Source organism: Pseudomonas sp. Fl5BN2 (assembly GCF_009908205.1).
GTDB lineage: Bacteria > Pseudomonadota > Gammaproteobacteria > Pseudomonadales > Pseudomonadaceae > Aquipseudomonas.
Genome location: NZ_JAAARL010000020.1, coordinates 117,061 through 135,868 on the forward strand (window position 1 = coordinate 117,061; position 18,808 = coordinate 135,868).

The 18,808-nt window shown below is 62.4% G+C and carries 18 protein-coding genes; 5 read left to right on the forward strand and 13 right to left on the reverse strand.

The genetic code is table 11. From position 1 onward, the window contains the following. Nucleotides 1-40 precede the first annotated feature (40 nt). The 5 genes from ureE to GV819_RS25375 all read left to right on the forward strand — a co-directional run bounded on the left by ureE (nt 41) and on the right by GV819_RS25375 (nt 3,764). On the forward strand, nt 41-541 hold the full coding sequence (gene ureE, locus GV819_RS25355) for an urease accessory protein UreE (RefSeq protein ID WP_161758786.1): 501 nt from the start codon (nt 41-43) through the stop codon (nt 539-541). Beyond that, entirely contained in the window at nt 538-1,212 is a 675-nt protein-coding gene (locus GV819_RS25360; RefSeq protein ID WP_161758787.1) for an urease accessory protein UreF, read from the forward strand. Before ureE ends, GV819_RS25360 begins: the two co-directional genes overlap by 4 nt. A 9-nt stretch (nt 1,213-1,221) precedes the next feature. Continuing rightward, nucleotides 1,222-1,836 carry an urease accessory protein UreG gene (gene ureG, locus GV819_RS25365; RefSeq protein WP_161758788.1) on the forward strand — a complete coding sequence of 205 codons (615 nt, stop codon included), beginning with the start codon at nt 1,222-1,224 and terminating at the stop codon, nt 1,834-1,836. Nucleotides 1,837-1,872: 36 nt separating this feature from the next. Next, on the forward strand, nt 1,873-2,445 hold the full coding sequence (locus GV819_RS25370; protein ID WP_161758789.1) for a HupE/UreJ family protein: 573 nt from the start codon (nt 1,873-1,875) through the stop codon (nt 2,443-2,445). Between the two features lie 179 nt (nt 2,446-2,624). Beyond that, a complete protein-coding gene (locus GV819_RS25375; RefSeq protein ID WP_161758790.1) occupies nt 2,625-3,764 on the forward strand; it encodes an AGE family epimerase/isomerase in 1,140 nt (379 codons plus the stop codon). A 73-nt stretch (nt 3,765-3,837) separates the two neighbouring features. Here GV819_RS25375 and GV819_RS25380 read toward each other — a convergent pair whose 3' ends face one another. The 13 genes from GV819_RS25380 to amaB all read right to left on the reverse strand — a co-directional run bounded on the left by GV819_RS25380 (nt 3,838) and on the right by amaB (nt 18,759). Then, nucleotides 3,838-4,743 carry a cation diffusion facilitator family transporter gene (locus tag GV819_RS25380; RefSeq protein ID WP_161758791.1) on the reverse strand — a complete coding sequence of 302 codons (906 nt, stop codon included), beginning with the start codon at nt 4,741-4,743 and terminating at the stop codon, nt 3,838-3,840. Nucleotides 4,744-5,003: 260 nt separating this feature from the next. Continuing rightward, nucleotides 5,004-5,771: an SDR family oxidoreductase gene (locus GV819_RS25385; protein ID WP_161758792.1), complete on the reverse strand. Its 768-nt coding sequence runs from the start codon at nt 5,769-5,771 to the stop codon at nt 5,004-5,006. Nucleotides 5,772-5,815: 44 nt separating this feature from the next. Continuing rightward, entirely contained in the window at nt 5,816-7,069 is a 1,254-nt protein-coding gene (locus GV819_RS25390) for a YjbE family putative metal transport protein (RefSeq protein WP_161758793.1), read from the reverse strand. Between the two features lie 38 nt (nt 7,070-7,107). Continuing rightward, entirely contained in the window at nt 7,108-7,410 is a 303-nt protein-coding gene (locus tag GV819_RS25395) for a hypothetical protein (protein WP_161758794.1), read from the reverse strand. A 218-nt stretch (nt 7,411-7,628) separates the two neighbouring features. Continuing rightward, a complete protein-coding gene (gene hflC, locus GV819_RS25400; RefSeq protein ID WP_161758795.1) occupies nt 7,629-8,510 on the reverse strand; it encodes a protease modulator HflC in 882 nt (293 codons plus the stop codon). Then, the gene (gene hflK / locus GV819_RS25405; protein ID WP_161758796.1) at nt 8,507-9,538 is read right to left on the reverse strand and encodes an FtsH protease activity modulator HflK; all 1,032 of its coding nucleotides are present in this window, start codon (nt 9,536-9,538) and stop codon (nt 8,507-8,509) included. The genes hflC and hflK overlap by 4 nt, the downstream gene beginning before the upstream one ends. A gap of 850 nt (nt 9,539-10,388) precedes the next feature. After that, entirely contained in the window at nt 10,389-11,105 is a 717-nt protein-coding gene (locus GV819_RS25410; RefSeq protein WP_161758797.1) for an ABC transporter ATP-binding protein, read from the reverse strand. After that, entirely contained in the window at nt 11,102-11,974 is an 873-nt protein-coding gene (locus GV819_RS25415; RefSeq protein ID WP_161758798.1) for an ABC transporter ATP-binding protein, read from the reverse strand. The genes GV819_RS25410 and GV819_RS25415 overlap by 4 nt, the downstream gene beginning before the upstream one ends. After that, entirely contained in the window at nt 11,971-13,266 is a 1,296-nt protein-coding gene (gene livM / locus GV819_RS25420; protein ID WP_161758799.1) for a high-affinity branched-chain amino acid ABC transporter permease LivM, read from the reverse strand. Before livM ends, GV819_RS25415 begins: the two co-directional genes overlap by 4 nt. Nucleotides 13,267-13,268: 2 nt before the next feature. Beyond that, nucleotides 13,269-14,183 carry an ABC transporter permease subunit gene (locus GV819_RS25425; RefSeq protein WP_102862931.1) on the reverse strand — a complete coding sequence of 305 codons (915 nt, stop codon included), beginning with the start codon at nt 14,181-14,183 and terminating at the stop codon, nt 13,269-13,271. 161 nt (nt 14,184-14,344) lie between these two features. Next, nucleotides 14,345-15,481, reverse strand: a complete 1,137-nt coding sequence (locus GV819_RS25430) for a branched-chain amino acid ABC transporter substrate-binding protein (RefSeq protein WP_161758800.1) — start codon at nt 15,479-15,481, stop codon at nt 14,345-14,347. A gap of 363 nt (nt 15,482-15,844) precedes the next feature. Beyond that, nucleotides 15,845-17,128: an L-pipecolate oxidase gene (gene amaA / locus GV819_RS25435; protein WP_161758801.1), complete on the reverse strand. Its 1,284-nt coding sequence runs from the start codon at nt 17,126-17,128 to the stop codon at nt 15,845-15,847. A 140-nt stretch (nt 17,129-17,268) separates the two neighbouring features. Beyond that, nucleotides 17,269-18,759, reverse strand: coding sequence for an L-piperidine-6-carboxylate dehydrogenase (gene amaB / locus GV819_RS25440; protein ID WP_161758802.1), 1,491 nt, complete (start codon nt 18,757-18,759; stop codon nt 17,269-17,271). Between the last annotated feature and the right edge of the window lie 49 nt (nt 18,760-18,808).

The following is an 18,808-nucleotide window of genomic DNA, read 5'->3' on the forward strand; positions in this document are numbered from 1 at the left end:
TGCTCTGGCTTGTGTATCGCTCATAGCTGGAAGCTTTCCGATGCTGGTGATCCACCGCAGAACCGATGCCCAAGAGAGCTGGTCCGCCGAATTGCACCTCAACTACGAGGCTCGTAGCAAAAGCCGCTTGCGCTGCTTCAGCGCCGAGGGCGAAGACGTCGGGCTGTTTCTGGAACGTGGCCAGCCACCCTTGCATGACGGTGAGTTCTTGCAGGCCGAAGACGGGCGCCTGGTCAAAGTCTGCGCTCGTCCGGAAAACCTGTTGCACGTTACCTGCCGCAATGCCTTCGAGCTGACCCGCGCGGCCTACCACCTGGGCAACCGTCATGTGGCCCTGCAAGTGGGTGATGGCTGGCTGCGCTTGCTGGACGACTACGTGCTCAAGGCCATGCTCGAACAACTGGGCGCCAGCACCGAAACCCTCGAAGCACCGTTCCAACCCGAGCACGGTGCCTATGGTGGTGGTCATCACCATTCACGCCACGGCGATGAAGACTTCAACTACCCGCCGCGCCTGCACCAGTTCGGCGTCCGTCAATGAACCCAGCCTGGGCCCTGTTGCGCCTGGCCAGCCCACAGCTGCCAATTGGTGGCTACAGCTATTCCCAGGGGTTGGAAATGGCCGTGGAGCAACAACGGGTAAATGACTCGGACAGTGCCCGACGCTGGATCAGCGATCAGTTACTGCTCAACCTCGCTCGCTTCGAAGCGCCGCTGTTGCTAGCCCACTGTCAGGCGGCCGCCGATCAGCACTGGAGCCGGCTGCAGCAACTCTGCGATGAGCACCGGGCCAGCCGCGAGACCCGCGAGCTGTACCAGGAAAGCCGGCAGATGGGCTACTCCCTCAAGCAACTGCTGGCCGGCTTGCCGGAACTCGACGACGCCGCCCGGGAAGTGTTGGCGCAACAGGACGAACCGCACCTGGCCCTGGGCTGGGCCTTGGCCGCCCGAGCCTGGAACATCGCCCCCGAAGACGCCCTGGCAGCCTGGCTCTGGAGCTGGCTGGAAAACCAGCTGGCGGTGCTGATGAAGACCCTCCCCCTGGGCCAGCAAGCGGCCCAGCGCCTGACCAGCGAATTGCTGCCACTGCTGCAACAGGCCCAGCGACACGCCGCGAAGCTTGACCCCAACCATTACGGCAGCGCCGCTTTCGGCCTGTCCCTGGCGAGCATGGCCCACGAGCGCCAATACAGCCGCCTGTTCCGTTCCTAGGAGAAACTCATGAACGCACAACCTCTGCGTGTCGGCATCGGCGGCCCGGTGGGCTCCGGTAAAACCGCCCTGACCCTGGCCCTGTGCCTGGCCCTGCGCGAGCGCTACAACCTGGCGGTGGTGACCAACGATATCTACACCCGTGAAGACGCCGACTTCCTGGTGCGCAATGAAGCCCTGGCACCAGAGCGGATCATCGGCGTAGAAACCGGCGGCTGCCCGCACACTGCCATCCGTGAAGATGCCTCGATCAACCTGGAAGCGGTGGATCAACTGAACCGGCGCTTCCCGGGGCTCGACCTGATCCTGGTGGAGTCCGGCGGCGACAACCTTTCGGCCACCTTCAGCCCCGAACTCTCGGACCTGACGATCTATGTGATCGATGTCTCCGCTGGCGACAAGCTACCGCGCAAGGGCGGCCCGGGTATCTGTAAATCCGACCTGCTGGTGATCAACAAGATCGACCTGGCCCCCCTGGTGGGCGCCTCCCTGGAAATGATGGACAGCGACACCCAGCGCATGCGCAGCGGCAAACCGTTTGTCTTCAGCAATCAGAAAACCGGCCAGGGCCTGGAAGAAATCATCGCTTTCATCGAACGCCAGGGCCTGCTGACCGCGGCCTGATACCGAACCTGAAATCGCTCAACAAGGAAGCTACCCATGACCTTAAAACGCATCCTCGGGGCCCTCGCCCTGCTGCTGACCCCAGCCCTGGCCTTCGCCCATCCGGGCCACGGCGACAATGGCCTGATGGCCGGTATCAGCCACCCTATCAGTGGCCTGGACCACCTGCTGGCAATGGTCGCGGTTGGCCTGTGGGCCGCCCAGCAACAAGGCACAGCACGCTGGGCGCTGCCGTGCACCTTTGTCGGCACCATGCTGATCGGTGGCCTGCTGGGTTTCGAGGGCCTGGAGCTGCCGGGCCTGGAAAGCGGTATCGCCGCCTCAGTACTGGCCCTGGGCCTGGCAGTGGCCCTGGCGGTGCGTCCGCCGCTGAGCCTGGCCATCGCCGCCACCGCGCTGTTTGCCCTGTTCCATGGCGTGGCCCACGGCCTTGAACTGCCGGACATGTCCAGCCCCTGGGCCTATGCCGCCGGTTTCGTGGTCGCCACTGCCGCCCTGCACGCCGCCGGCTATGGCGTGGTGCGGGTCTTGCCCCAGGCCGCTGCGCCGCTGGTGCGCGTAGCCGGCGCCGCCTCCGCTGCCGCCGGGGTGTGGTTGCTGGCAGGCTGAGCGTTGCGCCTCGTGCAGGAGCGGCTGGACGGTGTGCCGTTTGCCGGCGAAGGCAATCTTGTTGACTGCATTGGCTGGCAAGCCAGTACCTGCACAAGCCTGCTCCTACGTCGGGCAATCTGCCGGGGCTTCTCTGTTAATATGTCGCGCATTCAAACCTGCCGTGACGACGCCAGCCAATGCCCGATGTATCCCGCTCCACCTCCTCGCCTGAATCGAGCGCTCTGTTCAACGCTGTGCAGCAGCATTTTCACCAGGTGATAGTGCCCATGTGGCAGGGGCCGGGCTGGAATCCGCAGTTGGCGCTGCCCTACGAGGCGCTGGACGCCGAACATCAACCGCTGCCACCGCAGCGGTATCGGGCCATGGCCTGCGCCCGGCAGCTGTATGTATTTTCCCAACTGATCGGTGACACCGCCACGCCCTTTGCCGAAGAACGCGCCGCCGCGCTGTTCCGCTCGCTGCAGCGGCACTTCCATGACGCCGAGCACGGTGGCTGGTTCTACAGCATCGACCCGCAAGGCGCGCCACTGGATCGACGCAAGGACCTCTACACCCACGCCTTCATCGTCTTTGCCTGCGCCCATTACTGGGCCAAGGTCCGTGAGCCGCTGGTGGAGTCGGTGCTCAACGCCGCCCTGGAAGTCGTGGCCCAGCGCTTCGCCCGGGGTGACGACCTCTACGAAGCCAGCCTCGACGAGGATTGGTCGGCCCTGGGTTCCGGGCCATTGCAGAATCCGTTGATGCACCTGGCTGAAGCGTTCCTCGCGACCCTGACAGTGCGTGAAGACGTGCCGGTGCAAACGGCGCTGCTGAACCTGTGCCAGGCCATGCAGCAACACTTCATCGACCCGCAGCACCAAGTGATGATGGAAAAGCCCCTGGGGGCTGTGGAGAACTGGTTCGAGCCCGGGCATCAGTTCGAGTGGTACTTCCTGCTCGCCTCTTCGCCCCTGCTGCGCGACAGTTCCTTGCACGCCTCACTGGAGCATGCGTTCGCCTTCACCGAACAGTTGGGGGTCGACCCGCAGAGCGGTGCCGTGTGCGCCATGCTCGATCTGCAATCGGGGACGAGCGCCAAGGACGCCACCCAGCGCATCTGGGCCAAGGCCGAGTACCTGCGTGCCCTGACCTTGCGTGGGGACAGCCAGGCGCCCCTGCAGCGCCAGCTAAAAGCACTGCAAGAGCATTTCCTGCATGTCGGGGGCTGGAATGAATGCCTGGATGCCGACGGCGCGATCAGCCGCCGGGATATGCCGTCGACCACGCCCTATCATCTGGCCACCTGTTATCGCGGGCTGGCGGAATATTTCGCCTGAACCTTGCGCCGGCCAACCGGCACCGACACAACAACTGCAGGTGCGGGCTTGCCAGCGAAGAAGGCAGCGCCGATCAGGCAATCCACTTGCGATCCCCGGTAAAGCTGATGGTCAGCCAACGAGCTGCATCGGCTTTGCCAAGCTGCTGCGAAATCTCCTCGCGCAACCGATCCAGGGTCGCCACGTCCTGCAGCGGATAATCCGCCGGCAGCACGATATGGATCTCGATAAAATGCGCCCGACCGTGCTTCTGCACGTAGCTGATGTAGTCATCAAAACCATGGGCGGCCTTGGCCTCCTCCATCACCTTGCGGACCTTTTCGTCCAACTGGTCCGGGGCGATCCCCAGCACATCGCGCAAGGCCGGCCGCAGAATCTTCAACGCCGGCGGCAGCATGCTCAAGGCCAGCAGGATCAGGATCATCGGGTCGACATACACCGCCCACTGGCCATGGCCGTACTGCTTGAGCAGCAAGGCGACGATGAAACTCACCAGCAGCCCCACTGACAACATCGCGTCCACCAGCCAACTGATATTGTCGAACTGGATCAGCGACGACTTGAGCTTGCGGTTACGCCGGCGCACGTAGAAGAAGTAGGCGAACTCCGCCACGGCGAAAAACGCCGCATAGAAAATCACCAGCCCCAGCTCGACCTCGCGGCCACCATTGATGATGCCGAACACCCCATTGAGGAAGGCGTAGATGGCGATCAGCATCAGGAAGCTGCCTTCGATCAGCAGCACCATGGGTTCCAGGTGCCAAAAGCCGAACTGGAAGCGCTGGTTGCTTTGCTTGGCGATCAGCTTGGCGGTGATCAGCATCAAGACCTTGATAAAGGTCGCGATCAGGGAAAAAAATCCATCGAACAAGATGGATTGGGCGCCAGAAACAAAACCCGTGACGATACCGGCGATCGCCACGGCGAACATCAATACAGTCGATTGTTTGAGCAGAGACTGCTCACCTCGGTTACTCACGATTCCTCCTATCGAACTTCAAAAACGCCACCTCGTGTGAGGCGGCGGCGAAATTTCTGGCGGGAATTCTAACCTGTCAGGGCTGACCACAAGCTGAAACGAATCAGCTTATGTGTATCCGAGTACAACTGTAGCGGCTGCCGAGCCATGGCGAGGCTGCGACTGCCTCCGCAGGAGGCACAGGTTCTTGCGACCGCTGGAGGGCCCGGAGGCCCTGTCGCAGCCTACGGCAGCGGCTACAGAGGATGGCGATCAATGGATCAGGACTTGGCATTGCGCTCGATGGCGAAGCCGGCCCAGGTCTGGCTCACGGGCATCAGTTCCAGGCTGTTGATGTTGATGTGGGCCGGCGTGTTCAGGACCCAGAAGATGGTGTCGGCGATGTCCTGCGGCTGGATCGGCTCGGCGCCGGCATAAGTGGCGTCATAACGCGCCTGGTCGCCGCTGAAGCGCACCAGGGAGAACTCGCTTTCGCACAGGCCCGGCTCGATATTGGTGACCCGCACGCCAGTGCCCTGCAGGTCGCAGCGCAGGTTCAGGGAGAACTGTTTGACGAAGGCCTTGCTCGCGCCATACACGTGGCTGCCCGGGTACGGGTAATTGCCGGCGATGGAACCCAGGTTGACGATCCCGGCGCCACGACCGTGGGCGATCAGCCGTGGCAACAGCAGGCGGGTGCTGTACAACAGGCCCTTGATGTTGGTGTCGACCATGGTGTCCCAGTCATCCAGGTCGCACTTGGGCGCCGGGTCCACGCCCAGGGCCAGGCCGGCATTGTTGATCAGCCCGCGCAGTTTGCTGAAGGACGGTGGCAGGTTGGCAATCGCCTCTTCCATGGCCTTGCGGTCCCGCACATCAAGCACCAGGCCATGCACCTCGGTCTGCTTGGAGAGCTCCGCGCACAAGGCATTGAGGCGCTCCTCGCGACGGCCGGTGAGCACCAGCGACCAGCCGGCCTCGGCAAAACGCCGGGCGCAGGCTTCGCCAAAACCGGAAGTCGCGCCCGTGATGAACAGTGTGGAAGTCATGGTGTTCTCCTTGCTGGGCTTCGAGCAGCCATTGAGATGAAAATTCAGGGCATCAACGTACACGCAATCTGCGCAAAACTGCCACCGTTGAGAGTAACCACCGTGGCGCTGGTTTTCTCAATCTGGGTGGGCGGCGTCAAGTGCAAATCGTGGGCGGCACTCTGCGGGTTCTGCCACAAGATCTCCTTGTAGCGAACATAGCCAACGGCCTCGCCGCCGCCATTGACCAGCCGCACCGAACTACCGCCGGGGCGGTAATACAAGGTGGCGGTGGCACCATCGCACTGATAGACGCTGTCCTGGTGCGGCGTGGGCAACAGACTGCCGGAGATGCCGCCGATCAGGCTGTAGAGCAGACCGCAGAACAGCACCATCACCGCCAGGCTGGCCAGCACCCGCACCACCCCGCCATAGACCGGAAACCAGCGCCCGGTGGCCGGAGGAAGCACGGCGGGCTCAAGCGCTTCAGCCAAAGGCTCCGGCTCCGGCTCCGGCTCCGGGGCAACGATAAGCGGCAAGGCGCGAACCATGGCCGGCCGCTCAAGCACAGGCTCGGCCAGGGGAACCTGGACCGCGGGGGTGGGCGCCTCAAAGTACGACAATGGCTTGGGTACAATTGCACGCCGTCGACGGATGATCCGCGACTGCAGCAGGACAAAGGCCGCCAACGCCATGGGAACCACTTGATTCAAGGCCGGCGACTGACTGTTGAGCCAGTCGACCAGCACCGGATCGGACACGGCAATGTTCCCTGCAACATACCCCAGCAGGCCCCCACCGACCGACACCAGCCATGGCTGGCTGTGCATCAGTCGGGTCAGCCGCAGGCTGCCAAACATCAACAGCGGCACACTCAACAGCAACCCCAGCAACAGATAGAACACCTGCCCCTGGGTCACCGCTGCCAGGCCCACCACGTTGTCCATGCTCATCACCAGGTCGGCAATCAGTACGGTCACCACTGCTGCACTCAAGGTCTGCGGCGAGCCGCGAGCGTCATCGCCCTGCTCATCCACTCCCTCGTCGCACAGCAGGCGCAGGGCAATCACCAGCAGCAGCAACGCGCCAATCAACTTCAACCAGGGCACCAGTAGCAGCCAGCCGGCCAGGGTAGTCAGCAGCACCCGCAGGAGGATGGCACCGCCGGTACCGATCAGAATCGCCCGTCGCGCCTGCTCGGGAGGCAAGCCACGACAGGCCAGGGCAATCACCAGGGCATTGTCGCCGGACAGGATCAGGTCCAGCACCAGGACCTGGAACACCATGCTCAAGGCGTACAGCGCACCGTCAAATAACATGCGGCAATTTCCCCACGACACAAGGATTGGTCACGACTTCACCCCAACACACCGCTCAAGGCGCAATAGACGCCAAGTCCTCCCATCAGGAGAAACGTGACGAGTACCAGCACCCCATAGGGCCCGCGCAGACGCAGGTTCGCTGGCAGCACATTGCGCGCCAGCAGGAGCAACAGCAGCAACATCATCGGAATCAACAAGGCATTCAGCACCCCGACCGCCAGCGACAGGCGGATCAGGTTGATCCCCGACCCCACCAGCAGCGCTCCGGCGATCAGCAGCACCGCGAGGGGCGTCCAGAGGGTGCTGCTCCAGCGAGTGGCGCATCCCCAAGGCCTCACCCATGGCCCAGACCGCACTCAGGCAAACCACAATGGTCGCCACCAACGCCCCGCCGGCCAGGCCTAGCACCAGGGTGATACGCTCCACCGACTGGTAGCAGCCGGTCAGGACCATGGTCAGGATAAACAGCACCAGCCCCGGGCCCATGGCAGCCAACAGACGGCGCAGCCGATGTGCAAGCGGCCTGCGTTCCGGCACCAGGCCGTGAACCGTCATGCTATTGCGCGCGCTGGGCTGTCGGGCCATGGCGGAACTGCTTGAGGAACTCCGCATCAGGGGTCAGCACCAGCATCGGCTGGCTCTCGGCCATGGATTGCCGATAGGTCTGCAGGGAGCGGTACAACCTGTAGAACTCAGGGTCCTTGCTGAAGGCCGCCGAGAGAATCTGGTTGGCCTCGGCATCCGCTTCGCCATGGGTAATCGCCGATTGCCGCTGGACCTCGGACAACAGCACCGTACGATCGCGGTCGGCCTTGGCCTGGATCTGTTGCGCCCACTCGAACCCCTGGGCGCGCAGTTCCTTGGCCTCACGCTGACGCTCGGACTTCATGCGCTCGTAAATCGCCTGGCTGGCTTCCAGCGGCAGATCAGCACGGTGCAGGCGCACCTCTGTCACCTCGACGCCCAGCGCACGGGCCTTGTCCGCCACATCCCTCTCGATCACCGATACCGCCTGCTGGCGGGAGGCGGAGAGCAACGAACGCAGGGAAATCTCGCCCAGGGTACGGCGCAACGAGGAACTGACCATTTGCGTCAACTGGGCATTGGCCTGCTCCAAGGTGCCCACCGCTTGATAGAAGCGCAGCGGATCACTGATGCGAAAACGCGTGTAAGTGGCGACCTCGATGCGTTTCTGGTCGCCAAGGATCACCTGCTCGGAAGAGGACGCCAGGGTTTGCAGGCGGCTGTCGTAGAACACCAGCGAGTCACTGAAGGGCACCTTGAACTTGAGCCCCGGCTCCCCCGCCACACCCATCGGCGCACCAAAGCGGATGATCAGGGCCTGCTGCGCTTCATCGACCACATACGCCGAAGCCGCCAGCCCCCAGAGGGCGACGCTGACCACCCCCAGGCCCAACCATTTGAATGAGCGGCTCATGGTCGAACGTCCTTTTGCGCAGGTTTGCCCGGGTCATTGAGCGGCATGTAAGGCACAACGCCGGACATGCCCTTGCCGGAGGTGTCGATGATGACCTTGGAGGCTTTCTTCAGCACCTCATCCATGCTCTCCATGTACAGGCGCCAGGCGGTGACATCCTTGGCTTGTGCATAGCTGGCATAGACCGAGAGAAAACGCTTCGCCTCGCCCTCGGCCAGGTTGGCAACCTGCGCCTTGTAGGCTTCTGCCTCCTGGGCGATCCGCGCCGCGTCGCCTCGAGCACGGGGAATCACATCATTGGCATAGGCTTCCGCTTCGTTGCGGGCTCGTTCCTGGTCGGCCCGGGCCCGCTGCACGTCGTTGAACGCGTCGATGACCTGGGGCGGTGGATCGACCCGCTGCAACTGCACCTGGGTCACCAGGATCCCGGCCTGCTCGCGGTCCAGCAACTGTTGCAACAACTCCCGGGTTTCGTCGGCGATCTGGGCGCGCTTGTCAGACATCACCGACTGAATCGGTGTGCGTCCAATGACCTCGCGCAACGCGCTTTCTGCCGCCAGCTTCACCGAACGCTCCGGGTCGCTGATCTCGAAAAGATAGCGACGTGCGTCCTTGATCCGCCAGAACACCGTGCAATCGGCTTCGACGATGTTCTCGTCGCCGGTCAGCATCTGTTTGTCCCGTGATCCGCTGGCGGAGGCACCCTGCAGGCCAACACTGCCCAATTGCAGCTGATTGACCTGAGTGATTTTCGGCAACAACACCCGCTCGATGGGGTACGGCAGGTGGTAATGCAACCCGGGTTCGGCGGTCTGTTGCCAACGACCAAAGCGCAGCACAATGCCCTGCTCATCCGGCTGCACCTTGTAGATTCCGGAACTGGCCCAAGCCAGTAAGAACAGCCCGCCGATCAGCAGCAGCCCTCGCCCGCCGAGGTCCAGCAGGGCCAGGCGATAGAAGACCCGCTCACGCAGCCGCAGCAGCGGGCTTGCGGGTTTGACGGGAACAAACGCGGGACTATCGGTCATGCCAGTGCTCCAGATCGCCAGAGGGCGCTCACCCTTCCGGGCGCGTCAAGGCGCGCAGAATACCCGAACCTATATCCCTGCTCATAGGGGGGTTATCAAGCGCCGCTGTATAAAAAATAGCCACTCTCGTCTACGCCTTGCGGGCTCTGGCCTGCAGCCATATGCCCGCACCTTATCCACAGGCCGGTCCACAGTCTTTGGGGGCAAGTACAGATGCCGCAAAGCCGCTGTCCACAGGGCTTGCAGGCGATCATCGGAAGTTTTTTGCTTGACCCCGGCAGGCGGTCCATGCAGCCGACCTCATAAAAGATGACCGCGCGGTCAAAGTGCATAAGGCCAGAGGCCAGTAACTACGCTGCTCAGGGCAGTCTTTCCAGAGTTTAGTCACAGACTTATCCACAGGCTGAGCGAAGCCTTTTAGCGGGTCCGCCTGCGACAATAAAAAGGTTGACAAGTGCGCCCAAGGCTTGCCCAAAAACACCTGATCAAAAAACAACCAGCAGCCTGCAGGCCACGCAATCAAAGGCTTCCAGCCAGCTACTCCCACGTTACCCACAGCCAGTTCCACAGCAAACGGGGACAAGTCAAAACAGTGGAAAAACAACTATTTGCAGCGTCTTTATGCCGCGCCTTAGCAGCTTGCGAATAATGTTTTCCACAATTGTCGGACGCGGGCGGTCCTTCTGCGAACGCGCGGTTGCCAATGCGCGCACTGAGTCCGTAGGAGCCGGCTTGCCGGCGAATCCGGACGCACAACAGAATCTGCATAAGCGGCCATCGGAGACACCGTTTCGCTGGCAAGCCAGCTCCTACAAGGCGGGTGGGGCATGTTTATCCACAGTACCGAAGGTCAGTGCCCCCCCAGGTAAGCGTTGCGCACCTCCTCATTGACCAGCAATTCCTTGCCGGTGCCGCTGAGGCGGATCTCGCCGTTGACCATCACATAGGCCCGATCCGACAGTTTCAGTGCATGGTTGGCGTTTTGCTCCACCAGGAAGATGGTCATGCCGGTGGCCGCCAGTTCCCGCAGGGTGGCGAAAATCTGCTTCACCACAATCGGCGCCAAGCCCAGGCTCGGCTCATCCAGCAGCAGCAACTTGGGCCGGCTCATCAGGGCCCGAGCGATGGCCAGCATCTGCTGCTCGCCACCGGACATGGTCATGGCCCGCTGGGTACGCCGCTCCTTGAGCCTGGGGAACAGTTCGAACATGCGCTGCATGTCCTCGCTGGCGTACTTGTCACCAATGGGGATAGTGCCCATCAGCAGGTTCTCTTCCACGGTCATGTCAGGGAACACCCGGCGCCCTTCCGGGGATTGGGCGATGCCGTTGGAGGCGATGTAGTGAGACGACTTGTGGGTGATATCCACACCGCGGTAGAGGATCTGACCGGACTCGGCCCGGGGCTGGCCGAAGATCGACATCAGCAGGGTCGACTTGCCGGCACCGTTGGAGCCGATCAGGCTCACGGTTTCCCCTTCGTTGATGTACATCGAGACTTTCTTCAAGGCCTGGATCGGGCCGTAGTACACGTCCAGGTCCTTGAGTTCGAGGATGGCTTGCGTCATACCAGCTCCTCTTCGTCGGCACCCAGGTAGGCGGCGATCACTTTCGGATCGCTGCGGATCGCTTCCGGGCCGCCCTCGGCAATCACGTTGCCGTGGTCGAGCACCACGATGTGGTCGGAAATACTCATCACCATGCCCATGTCATGTTCAATCAGCACCACGGTCAGGCCGTGCTCGTCGCGCAGCAACCGGATCATCGCGCTCAGCGCTTCGGTTTCCTGAGGGTTGAGGCCGGCAGCCGGCTCATCGAGGCAGATGATCTGTGGCCGGGTGCACATGGCCCGGGCGATCTCCAGGCGGCGTTGCTGGCCATAGGACAGTTCACCGGCCAGGCGGTTGGCACAATCCACCAGGTCCACCACTTCCAGCCAGTAGAAGGCATGGTCCAGGGCCGCACTCTCCGCCTTGCGGTAGCCCTTGGTGTTGAGGATCCCGGCCAGCATGTTGCGGTTGACCCACATGTGCTGGGCCACCAGCAGGTTCTCCACCACGGACATTTCCTTGAACAGGCGAATGTTCTGGAAGGTCCGCGCCAGCCCGGCACGGTTCACCAGGTGAGTACCGCCGAACATCTTGTAGTAGAGGCGGCTGGCGAAGCTCTTCGGCGACACAAAGTCAGTGCCGCGAAAAGGCTCGCCCAGGAGCTTGATCACGTTGGTCTGCTGGCCTCGGGTGTTGAGCTCGATGCGCCCGCCGGAGGCCTTGTAGAAACCGGTCAGGCAGTTGAACACCGTGGTCTTGCCGGCACCATTGGGGCCGATCAGGGCAAAGATCGAGTTGCGCTTGACCTTCAGGCTGACGTCGCTGAGGGCCTTGATGCCACCGAAGTGCATCATCAGGTTCTCGACCGACAGAATATATTCGCTCATGGCGCGTTCCCCTCAGTCAAAGCACCTTTACGCGGGGTTACGCCGGTACGGCTGATGCGGATCAGCCCTCGCGGTCGCCAGATCATCATCAACACCATGAGCACGCCGAACAGCAGCACCCGGTACTCGGAGAAGCTGCGCAGCAGCTCCGGGGCCACGGTCAGTACAAAGGCCGCGATCACCACACCCACGGTCGAGCCCATGCCGCCGAGCACCACAATGGCGAGGATCAGCGCCGACTCGAAGAAGGTGAAGGACGATGGGTTGACGAAGCCCTGGTAGCTGGCGAAGAACACCCCCGCCAGACCGGCGGTGGAGGCGCCGATGGTAAACGCCGAAAGCTTGACCAACACGTGGTTCAGGCCCATGGCACGGCAGGCGATCTCGTCTTCACGCAGGGCTTCCCAGGCGCGACCGACCGGCATCCGGGTCAGCCGGTGCTTGATGTACAACACCAGCAGCACCACCAGGAACAACACGATGTAGATGAACAGGAATTTCAGGTTGGGGTTGTAGTCCATGCCGAAGAATTCATGGAACGGCACTCCGCCGTCCTTGGCCTTGCGGCCGAATTCCAGGCCGAAGAAGGTCGGCGACGGCACCGGCATGCCATTCGGACCACCGGTGAAAGACAGCCAGTTGTTGAGCACCAGGCGGATGATCTCGCCAAAGCCCAGGGTCACGATGGCCAGGTAGTCGCCGTGCATTCTCAGCACCGGGAAGCCCAATATGCATCCCGCCAAGGCCGCAGCAAGCGCCGCCAGGGGCAGCACCGTCCAGAACCCCAGGCCCAGGTACTGGTAGCCCAGCGCCAGGCCGTAGGCGCCAATGGCGTAGAAGGCCACATAGCCCAGGTCCAGCAACCCGGCCAGGCCCACCACAATGTTCAGCCCAAGCCCCAGCAGGACATAGATCAGGCCGAGGATTACCACCGTCAGCAGGTACTTGTTGGCGAAAAACGGGAACACGATGGCGATCACGATCAGCGCAGGGATGATCCAGCGCAGCTGCGACTTGTAGTCCGGCGCCAGCACGTGCACCCCGGAGCTAGTGCTTTCGAAGCCCTGGAGAATCTTCAGGCCCTTGGGGGTTTGCAGGAACAGGCTCAGGGCCAGGCGGCCGACCATCACGATCGCTACCAGCCAGCCCACCCGGGCCGGTTGCAGGTTGAAGCTATAGCCATCCAGCACCACGCCCACGATGGGCCCGAACACGATCAGCGAGATCAGCCCGGCAAGCACGGCGTCGATGACACTCTTTTTGATATCAATCGGTTTATTGGCAGCAGACATACTTATACCTTCGCCACGAGTGGGCGACCCAGCAGGCCTTGGGGACGGAAGATCAGGATCAGCACCAGCAGCGAGAAACTGAACACGTCTTTGTAGTCGGAGTTGATCAAGCCGGAGAACAGCGACTCGGAGATGCCGAGGATGATCCCGCCGAGCATCGCTCCGGGCAGCGAGCCGATGCCGCCAAGGACTGCCGCGGTGAACGCCTTGATGCCGATGACGAAGCCGGCATAGAAGTCGAAAGTGCCGTAGTTCATGGTGATCAGCACGCCGGCCAAGGCCGCCATGGCCGCACCGATGACGAACACGTAGGAGATCACCCGGTCAGTGTTGATCCCCAGGATCGAGGCCATCTTGCGGTCTTGCTGGGTGGCTCGGCACATGCGCCCGAGCTTGGTGTACTTGATGATGTAGGTCAGCAGCGCCATACCGGCGAACGCCGCCACCAGGATGAAGATCTTGGTGTAGGTGAGCTGCACGAAGCCCGTGCCGATGTCGACCTTCCAGGCCCCGGCGAGCAAGGTCGGAACCCCTTGCTGCTTGGCGCCCTGGCTGATCTGCGCGTAGTTCTGCAGGATCAGCGAAATGCCGATGGCGCTGATCAGCGGTGCCAGGCGAGTGGAGTTGCGCAGGGGTTTATAGGCGACACGCTCGATGACCCAGCCGTAGATCCCCGTCACCACGACGGTGAATACCAGGGTGCCGAGAATGAGTAGCGGGAAGGATTCAATGCCGAAGTAGGCCAGCAGAGCCAGACTGATTGCCGCGAGGTAAGCGGAAATCATGTAAACCTCGCCGTGGGCGAAGTTGATCATGCCGATGATGCCATAGACCATTGTGTAGCCGATGGCGATCAGACCATAGACGGACCCGAGGGTCAGCCCATTGATCAGTTGCTGCAGGAAAATACCATCCATAACGCAATCTCACGGACTTGAGAGACGGCACAGGGCGTCAACGCCAGACAGGGATCACCCGTCCGCGCAACACGTCCGTTGTGCAGCTCTACGAGAAAAGGCAAGTACTGCACGAGTACGGGTCGACACCTGAGGGCAGTGTCGACCCGTTCGGACTCATGTCACTTCTGTTTTTCCAACTGGTGGTATTTGCCGTCCTTGTCCCACTGATAGACCACGTAGTCGGAGACTTTCAGGTCGCCCTTGGCGTCCCAGGACTTCTCGCCCATCACGGTTTTCACCGGGTTGGCCTTGAGCCATTTGGCCGCGTCTTCGCCTTTGTTGGACTTGGCGCCGCCGAAGCCGGCAGCCAGGGCCTGGATCGAGGCATAGGCGTACAGGGTGTAGCCTTCGGGCTCGGTACCGGCTTTGCGGAAAGCGTCGACCACAGTCTTGCTGTCTGGCAATAAGCGCGGGTCGGCGCCGAAAGTCATGTACACGCCATCGACGTACTGCGGACCGCCGGCAGTGGTCACCAACTCGTCGGTAACGATGCCGTCGTCGGACATGAACTTGACGTCTTTCAGGCCCTGCTCACGCAGTTGACGCACCAGCGGGCCGGCTTCCGGGTGCAGGCCGCCGAAGTACACCACGTCGGCACCGGCGGCGCGGATCTTGGTCACCACGGCGCTGAAGTCTTTCTCGCCACGGGTCAGGCCTTCGTACAGCACCGGAGCCACGCCACGCTTGGTCAGCTGCGCCTTGGTCGCGTCTGCCAGGCCCTGGCCGTAGGTGTCCTTGTCGTGCAGCACCGCCACTTTCTTGCCCTTGAGCACATCGACAATGTAGTCGCCGGCAACAATGCCCTGCTGGTCGTCACGTCCGCACATGCGGAACATGGCACTCAGGCCACGCTCGGTGACCTGGGGGTTGGTGGAGCCCGGGGTAATGGCAATCACACCGGCGTCGCTATAGACCTCGGAAGCCGGGATGGTCGACGAGGAACAGAAGTGCCCGACCACACCGGCCACCTTGTCCTGGTCCACCAGGCGGTTGGCCACCGCCACCGCCTGCTTGGGTTCGCAAGCGTCATCGCCTTTCACCAGGACGATCTTCTCGCCGTTGACCCCGCCCTTGGCGTTGATCTCGTCAGCCGCTGCCTGTGCACCCTTCATGTACTGCTCGCCAAATGCCGCATTGGCACCGGTCATGGGACCCGCAACACCGATCTTCAGGTCGGCTTGAGCAAACGCAGAAACACCCAGCGCAGTTGCCACTGCGAGGGCCAGAAAGCCTTTCTTGTAAAACGTCTGGGACATGAGGTGGTGCTCCAAGGTTTTTTTAGTTGGCACTGCGACTTCACTTAATTGCTCAGAGCAAGCGCCGTGCCAGTGGTTTTTTATTCTGAAAAAAGTCGCTGTCTTATTGTTATTTCGACTGTTTCGAGCCCTTTTTCATTGGGCGTGCAACCGTCTAAACCGCGGAAGGTAAAACCCTGCTTTTTAATGGGCGCAACCCATGCGTGCCATCATTGCAACCGCGACACAATTCAACGTGCAACCCTGCTGTAACAGCTCGCGTCACCGAACTGCACACTGCTGGTGCGCAACTGCTACGAGCCGCACCATTACAGGCTAGTCGCTGCATCGAAAAGCGTCGTCGCTGGCCGTTTATTTCCTCTTTCAGATAACGATCCGCAGGCACTGGCCTGCGTGGTACAGGGAGAATCCGGCCTCGTACAGGCAACTGCGCAGGCTCACGCCGGCCAAGGGCTGCATGGGCGCGAAGGGAATCGGTAGGGCCTGAGGATTTCCGTTACACAGGTAGTCGGCGAAGGCCTTGCCCACCACCGTGCCAGTGGTCACGCCCCGGCCGTTGTAACCGGTCACTGCCACCAGGCCGGGCGCAGGCTCGAACAAGCGCATCAGGTGATCGGGGGTGAAGGCGATGCAGCCGGTCCAGGTGCACTCCCACTCCACAGGCTTGAGGTAGGGGAAATAATGCTGCTGCACCCGGTCGGCCCAGGCTTTGAGGAACCACTGGGGTTTCTGGTTGCCGTTGCCCAGGCTGCCTAGCAACAAGCGGCCCTCGGCATCCCGGCGAATGCTGCTCAGGACCTGGCGGGTATCCCAGGAACCCTGGCCACCGGGGAGGATCTGCCGGGCCGCCTCTTCGGTCAGCGGCGCGGAGGCCACCTGATAGTAATAACCAGGAAAGAAGTTACGCCGCAGCTCGGTCCAATCACCCTCGGTGTAGGCGTTGGAGGCGATCACCACCTGTTCGGCCAGCACCGAACCCTGCGCGGTCTGCACCGACCAGCGCTGCCCCTGGCGCTCCAGGCGGGTGACCGGGGAGTGATCGAACAACTGGCCGCCAAGCTTGATTGCGGCCTTGGCCAGCCCCGTGGTGTAGGCCATCGGGTTGAGGGTGCCAGCACGCCGATCGAGCAAGGCGGCAGCAATTTTCTTGGTGCCGGTGGCGGTTTCGCAGGCACTGCCGGTCAGCAGTTCCACCGGCGCACCACGACGCTTCCATTGTTGTTCACGACTGCGCAGGTCAGCCTCGCCACGGGCATTGTGAGCCATGTGCAAGGTGCCTTCGCGGCGCAACTGGCAATCGATCTGATACTTGTCCACCAGGCTGAACACCAGGGACGGCGCAGCCCCGAGCATGCGGTTGAGCTGGCTGCCCACCTGTTCGCCGAAACCGGCTTCGATCTCGTCTGGCGGGATCCACATGCCGGCGTTGACCAGTCCGACATTGCGCCCCGAGCCGCCGTGCCCCGCGCGGTGAGCTTCGACGACACAGACCCGCTTGCCCTGCTCCAGCAGGTGCACGGCCGCCGACAACCCGGTGAAACCGGCGCCGATGATGCATACATCCGCCGTCAGCTCGCCCTTGAGCGGTGCGTTGTCAGGTCTTTGCGGGGTCAGTTTTTCCCATAGACACTCTTCTCGTAACGCCATTGCCGGACTCCAAAATCAACCAACCACAAACGATGAAGCGCATTTACCGCGGATCGCGAGCAACCTCGCCCCTGCAAAGGTTTACAGGTCCTTCTGCAGGGGCGGGCTGGCTCGCGGTAAAAGCCCGAATGGCCGCCTGCTCAGTCGAAGGTAATGCCCTGGGCCAGCGGCAATTCCTGGGAGTAGTTGACGGTGTTGGTCTGGCGGCGCATGTAACCGCGCCAGGCGTCGGAACCGGACTCGCGCCCGCCACCGGTTTCCTTCTCGCCACCAAAGGCGCCACCGATTTCCGCGCCGCTCGGGCCGATGTTGACGTTGGCGATGCCGCAGTCGCTGCCCACCGCCGACATGAACTGCTCGGCTTCACGCACGTCGGTGGTGAAGATGCACGACGACAGGCCTTGGGGCACGGCGTTGTTGAGGCGCAGCGCCTCTTCGAAGTCGTTGTAGCCGATCACATACAGGATCGGGGCAAAGGTCTCGCTACAGACCACGTCGCTCTGTTCCGGCATTTCGACAATCGCTGGCGCCACGTAGTAGGCGTTGGGGAAGGTGTCCTGCAACTGACGCTGGCCGCCAAAGACCCGGCCGCCTTCGCTCAAGGCCTGCTCCAGGGCATCCTGCATGGCATCGAAGCTGTGTTTGTCGATCAGCGGGCCGATCAGATTGCCCTGCAGCGGGTGGCCGATGCGCACCTTGGAATAGGCCGCCTTGAGCCGGACGACGATTTCCTCTTTCACCGATTCGTGGGCAATCAACCGGCGCAGGGTAGTGCAACGCTGGCCGGCGGTGCCGACGGCGCTGAACAGGATGGCACGCACGGCCATGTCCAGGTCCGCGCTCGGGCCGAGGATCATCGCGTTGTTGCCCCCCAGTTCGAGAATGCTGCGGGCAAAACGCGCGGCGATCTTCGGCGCCACTTCACGGCCCATGCGGGTACTGCCGGTAGCGCTGATCAGTGCCACGCGCGGGTCGTCCACCAGGGCGGCACCGGCGTCACGGCCGCCGATGATCACCTGGCTCAGGTACTCGGGGGCGTCCTGGAAGTTCTTCAGCACGCGCTCGAGCAACGCCTGGCAAGCCAGGGCAGTGAGCGGCGTCTTCTCCGAAGGTTTCCAGATCACCGGGTTGCCGCACACCAGCGCCAGGGTGGTGTTCCAGGCCCAGACCGCCACCGGGAAGTTGAACGCGCTGATCACTCCCACCACCCCCAGCGGGTGCCAGGTTTCACGCATGTGATGGCCTGGGCGCTCGGAGGCAATGGTCAAGCCGTAGAGTTGACGGGACAGGCCGACGGCGAAGTCGCAGATGTCGATCATTTCCTGCACTTCCCCCAGGCCTTCCTGGGTGATCTTGCCGGCCTCCCAGGACACGAGCTCGCCAAGATCGGCCTTGAACTCGCGCAGCACCTCACCCAATTGCCGTACCAGCTCACCGCGACGGGGCGCGGGCACCTTGCGCCAAAGGGCGAATGCATGCTCTGCGCGACTGACCTGCTGCTCGACTTCGGCAGCGCCCTGCCAGTTCACCGCGGCTATCCGGCTGCCGTCGATGGGCGAATGCACAGGCTGGGAGCCCGACTGGTACAGGGCCGGGTTCACACCCAGACGATCAAGCAATGCGGCAACCATGGGGGTCACTCCTTACAGGTTAAAAGCGAAAAATCCCGACCGCTGCGAC